This is a genomic window from Pedobacter sp. 01N416 (assembly GCF_056399685.1).
Genome location: NZ_JBFTRT010000276.1, coordinates 1 through 6,214, shown reverse-complemented (window position 1 = coordinate 6,214; position 6,214 = coordinate 1). Strand labels below are relative to the sequence as shown.

2 protein-coding genes are annotated in these 6,214 nt (G+C 37.8%); both read right to left on the bottom strand.

Going from position 1 to position 6,214, the window contains the following annotated elements:
• Window positions 1-2,678, bottom strand: a 2,678-nt coding sequence (locus AC1DND_RS15855; protein WP_477583024.1) for a SusC/RagA family TonB-linked outer membrane protein, incomplete at its 3' end; no start/stop codon positions are given.
• A 231-nt stretch (window positions 2,679-2,909) separates the two neighbouring features.
• Window positions 2,910-6,214 (bottom strand): hybrid sensor histidine kinase/response regulator transcription factor (locus tag AC1DND_RS15850; RefSeq protein ID WP_477583022.1); only part of this gene is annotated, 3,305 nt, incomplete at its 5' end.

The window sequence follows — 6,214 nt, the reverse complement described above, 5'->3', positions numbered from 1 at the left end:
CTGGTTTGGTCATCGGCGGTTATTTTGCCATCATTATTATAATCGAGGTATTTAAGATCGCCAATTTTAGCGCCACTTACATGTGGGTAAGCATCTAACTCCTGTTGCGTTCTAAATATGCCAATGCTATTGTAAAGCAGATTAGCATTTAATGGTCTGCCGGTTTGGCGTTGATAATCTAGTGTACCACTGGCTTCATCTATAAAAATTACTTTGCTTTTTGCGTAAGTGATATTGCCTGATGCATTCCATTTAAAGTTTTCGCCATTATGGTTATAACCTAAAGTAGCTTCAAAACCAGTATTATTAACTTTACCAATATTTTCTGAAGGTACCAGCGGATCAGAACCGAAAGGGTTTACAATTCCTGAAGAACCTGGCAATGATGCATTACGGGTGGCCAAGATATCAGATCTTTTTTGTTGAAAATAGATGGCTTCGATACTGAAGTTTTTAAATATAACGGCATTGAAACCGATATCGAGTTTTTTGGCTACTTCCCAGGTAATATTCGGGTTTGCAAGTTTAACTAAATTTACGCCCGGCTGTATGGTTGATGATGTTGCACCTGGGCTTTGGGCTACAAATCCATTTCCAACAAGAACATAATTATCAAAGTACTGGAAACCATTTACGTTATCGTTACCAAGCGCTCCGTATGAAGCACGGATTTTTAAATTATCAACAAATTTAACGTTTTCGTTAAACCACTTTTCTCTTGAGATTACCCACCCTGCAGAAACTGAAGGAAAATAACCATACTGTTTACCCTGAGGAAAAATTGATGATCCATCTACGCGCAACTGCCCTTCAAAAAGGTATTTATCATCGTAACTGTAAGCCAAACGACTAATTATACTTCGGCGGTTATAATTTGTGCTATAGCCTGAGTTTAAGAAATCCGTAGCAGCAGTACCTCCCTGAGAAAGTTCAGGCAACGAAGTAGAGAGAAAGTTAAAGCGTTGTGCATCGAAATATTCTAAATGATTTTCACTCTGCTCATACCCCACAAAGGCATTGATGTCGTGCAGGTTAAAACGACGAGCGTAGTTTAGTTTAATATTAGAAGTAAGCAACGATTCATTTCTATGACTTTCGGTCAACGTAGCTTTTTGGTTATTGCCACCAACAATAACACTATTATAGTTTTTAGATGTAGGATCATATTGATACAGCAGATATGGTTTGCTGAAACTTTTGGTAAATACATTGGATTTATCAGCAGAAAAGAAACCATCAACAGAAAGACCCTGTACTCCGGGAATAATAAAACTAGCTCTTAGAATGCCATTTAAAACCTGCGTTGGCGATTTATTTGTTCCGCCTATATCTGTAACCTGTACGGCTGGATTTGCATTTTCGATACCGGTTGTTGGTAAACCATTTGGATAATAGGCCGATACAATAGGTTTTGCCCTATAAATGGATCTGAAAACATCGCCAGCCCCTACCTGAGGAAACAGACGGTTTTCTTGCCTGCCTGATACCGACAAGCCAACTTTAAGGTATTTAGAAACGTTGGCATCTATATTTGTGCGGAAATTATACTGATTGTATTTGGTTACCCCATTTTTATACAAACCATCTTGAGAAACAGTACCTAACGACATGTAGTATTTTACATCCTCGCTGCCCCCGTTAACAGAAAGACTGTGTTGGCTTTGCAGCGCAGTTTTTTCCAAGGTTTGGTCAATCCAATCAGTATTGGGATATAACAATGGGTCGGAACCATTACGAAATTTTTCGATCTGATCTGCCGTGTACGACTGATTAAGACCACYTGCAGGATTCGAATCAAAACCAATTTCATTCATAATCTGTGCATAGGTTGCCGCATCAGCCATTTTAGGCAATCTTGTTGGCGAGCTAAAACCCTGGTTAAAACTATAGTTGATGGTTGGTTTACCAGTTTTTCCCTTTTTTGTAGTCACTAAAATTACCCCGTTGGCAGCTCTATTACCGTAAATAGCAGCAGAAGCATCTTTTAATACCGAAACACTTTCAATATCGTTGGGATCTAGTCGTTCTAGACCACCAATTTGTCCGGGGATTCCATCTACAACAACTAATACACTGTTGCTCCCGGTTGTAGCCAAACCCCTGATGGTGATGTTCGAACCATCAAAACCCGGCTCACCGCTCCTATTGTTAATTACCACCCCAGAAAACCGGCCGGCTAATGAATTGGATAAATTCGGTTGCGGACTCTTAACCAGGTCGGCTCCTTTTACCTGCGAGATTGATCCGGTTAATGTTGCTTTTTTCTGTGTTCCATAGCCAACCACTACCAATTCGTTTAGTGTTTTGGTATCAGAACTAAGCTGAACATTAATGGTTGTTCTATCACCAACCGTTTGCTCCTGATTGGTATAGCCCACATAAGAAAAAACAAGTACATCTGTTGTGGCTGCAACACTGATACTAAATTTACCTTTTGCATCAGTTTGCACTGCTTTTTCGGTTCCCTTAATCTTAACCGCCACACCTGGAAATGTAGCGCCAGTTTCGTTTGTTACCGTACCTGTTATCACAATTTCTTTAAGCTGACTCTTTATCCCTGTTTTAACAGAAACTAAAGATGCCATTGCCGGTAAACTGATGGATACGATAAATAGAAATGCCAGTGTTTTAATTGTAAAGAATTTTGGCAAAAATCCTTTCAGAACTTTTCTTCTCATATTGGTTTGCAAGTTTAATATTTGGTTAGCAGATCAATTTTACAACCTACCCAACAGAACCCTCTATCGGAATCGCGATTATAACACTGCTTTATGGAAGGCTAAATTAGCGCCAACAAACAACTCCCAAGGGGTACAAACAGTCCAAATTAGAGGGGTAAACAAACCGAAAAAGCCCCAAAACAATGCTTTGGGGCAGATTATTAAAAATAATAGATGAATGGCTACTTGCTATTTACCTTTTTTAACTGTGGTATTAATGTTATTGGAAAACGGCTTGCGGAATTTTTTAATGTACTGCGATGGGTTCATGTTAAAGAGCTTATAAAACTGCTCTCTAAAATATTTCGGATCGTTAATGCCCACCATGTAAGAAGTTTCCTGAATGGTTTTATCGGTATTGATAAAAATTTCCGCAGCTTTCCTCAACCTGATGAAACGAATAAAGCCATTCGCTGACTGACCAGAAATGGATTTTATTTTGCGGTAAAGATTAGATCTCGACATACCGATAGCTGCAGTCAGTATATCGATATTAAAATCGGGATCGATCAGGTGTTCTTCTACAATACGGATACAGTTATCCAAAAACTCTTTGTATTCTGCAGATATTTTGGTGTTATTAGAATTAAGGGTAATCTCGTTATAAAAGTATTTTTGCAGCGCATTTTTACTCTTTAGTATACTGGCTACCCTCGCTTTTAAAAAATCTTTATCAAAAGGTTTGCTGATGTAATCATCGGCCCCGCCTTCTATTCCTTTAAGTTTAACCTCTGGCGCAGAAATAGCGGTCAGCAGGATAATAGGAATATGAGAAACGGCTACATCTTCTTTTATTTTACTACAAAGTTCTATCCCGGTTATACCATCCATCATTACGTCACATATCACAATATCGGGCAATAGTTCTTTTACCATATCGTACCCGTCTTCTCCGTTGCTCGCTTCATAAAGGTGGTAATCCATTCTGAAAACCTGTTTCAGGTATTCTCTGATCTCAACGTTATCATCAATAATCAAAAGTGTTTTTAAATCCACAGCGAGCTGACTATCAATCAATGGTTCTTCTGCTGCTTTTACAATATTATTTGCCGTTATTTCATCCTCTATTAACTCTTTAAATAACGATGAATCAGTATCAACCAGTTCCTCCTGCAAAATTACCGCATCTTTAAAATGGCTTATTCCTTTTAATAAAGCAATATTAAATGCCGTGCCTTTATTTTCARCGCTGGTATAACTTATCGTTCCACCATGCATTTCTATAAAATTCTTAGCCAGGTACAAACCAATACCAAAACCTCCTTTTGCTGATTTATTTCCTGGATCCTGATAAAATTTTTCATAGAGTTTTTCTCCTGCAAAGCTGGTAATACCACAGCCTGTATCTTCTATAAGCACATTTATATTTTCCTGATTACTTTTTACAATCATTTTAACCGTACCGCCTTCGGGCGTAAATTTTATGGCATTTGCCAGGAGATTAAAAAACACAATCTCTATTTTTTCCCTATCAGCATAAAATGGGATCAATTCATCGGCGCATATAAACTCAAATACAATTTTTTTAGACCTGGCCTGGTGCACAAAGCAAAGAAATACTTCTTTACACAAACTCATCAGATTTACGGGAGCTACTTTTAATTTTCCGCCATAGGTATCTGCTTTTCTGAACAATAACAATTGATCTACCAAACTTAAAAGCCGTTTTGCATTCCTGTAAACAATATTTARATCAGTGGTATCAACATTTTTATCATTCTTGTATAAAAGCTCTTTAACCGGATTGATAATTAGTGTAAGTGGCGTACGAAACTCGTGCGATACATTGGTAAAAAAAGAAAGTTTCTTCTCGCTGAGTTCTTTCTCTTTTTCACTTTCTACATGGGCCAGCTTCACCTGGAATTCGAGGTTTGCTCGATGCTCACGGTATTTAAGATAGGCATAAATTATCCCAAAGAAAGCCAGTCCATAAATACAAAAAGCCCACCAGGTACGGTACCATGGCGGTGTAATGGTAATTACGATAGAATTGCCCTCCATATTCCAGATGCCATCGTTATTTGATGCCCTTACCTTTAACACATACTTACCGGGATTTAAATTGGTATAGGTGACTTTATGCTCACTGCCACTGTAATTCCATTTCTTATCAAAACCTTCGAGAAAATAAGCATACTTGTTTTTTTCGGAAAGTGTATAATTGAGTGCTATAAAACCAAAAGAAAGCACACTCTGGCTGTAGGGCAAAGTGATCTCCTTGGTCATATACACCGGTAGTTTTAATGGAGAATCATCACCAGGCAGAATTAATTTATTGAAAATAGAAAAATCGGAAAAATAAACCGCCGGAGCCGTTTTATTATATTTTAGCTGTTGTGGATTAAAGTAAACGATACCTTTACTTCCCGCCAGGTAAATTTCTCCTTTCGCATTTTTACAGATAGCGGCATTGGCATAAACACCGTCTTTCTCATCGTAATTTTTTACCATTTTGTTTACCGGATCAAAGAGTGAGATTCCCTGTTCGGTTGTTACCCATAACCTGCCATTGTTATCTTCTACCAGATCGGTAAAAACATTGCTGGCAAAACCGTTTTGCTTTGAATATATTTCGAAAGTATCTGTTTTAACTACATATTTATTCAATCCATCGCGGGTGCAGATCCAAACATTTTGGTGCGAATCCAGATAAAGGCTATTTACAATGTTATTGCTAATGCCACCTTTTCTTGAATTATCGATCATGTAATTGCTAAACTTTCTGGTTTTAGGGTTAAAGCGGCTGAGCCCACTTCCGTATGTCCCGATCCAAACATTGCCCTGCGCATCTTTTAAAAGGCAGTACAAATGGTTATTACTCAATGAAGCCTGGTTTTTAGGGTCGTTAAAGTAATGTGTATAACTGCCGTTTTTTTCGTTATACACTTTCAAACCAGCATCGGTAGCCAAATAATATTCGTTATTGTTTACCTCAATTAAATCTCTAAAAACATCTTCGTTAAAAAAACTACCAAGTGCCGAACGGTGATGATGGTGAACAAATTTATTCTCTTTCTCCTCGTAACGGTCGAAACCATTTTCGCCCATTACCCATAGCCTGCCATTTAAATCGGTAGATAGGTTAATAATATCAGAGCTTGATAAACTATTTGCATTACTGGTATGCAGCAGTTTAATTACTGAACGATTATCGGGATTATATTTAAACAAACCTTTGTTTGTGCCTACCCAAAAATCCTTACCATAACTGATGATGGATTTGATGTCGGCCTGCCCAAAAGGAAGGGAAATAAAATTAAACTTATATTGGTTAAAGTCTATTTTACTGAGACCATTTTTACCACAAACCCATATCATTCCTGTTTTATCGCTGTATAGACCTCCGTTGGCAAAAAATTCGAGTTCTTCTATTTTCTCCCATTTATTTATTTCGGTGTTTACCCAAAATAATCCGGAGTTTCCGCCAACCAGCATTTTTTTTGCGCCTAAATTTAATATACTAAATACTGAAGCGTTACCAGTGCCTTTACTAC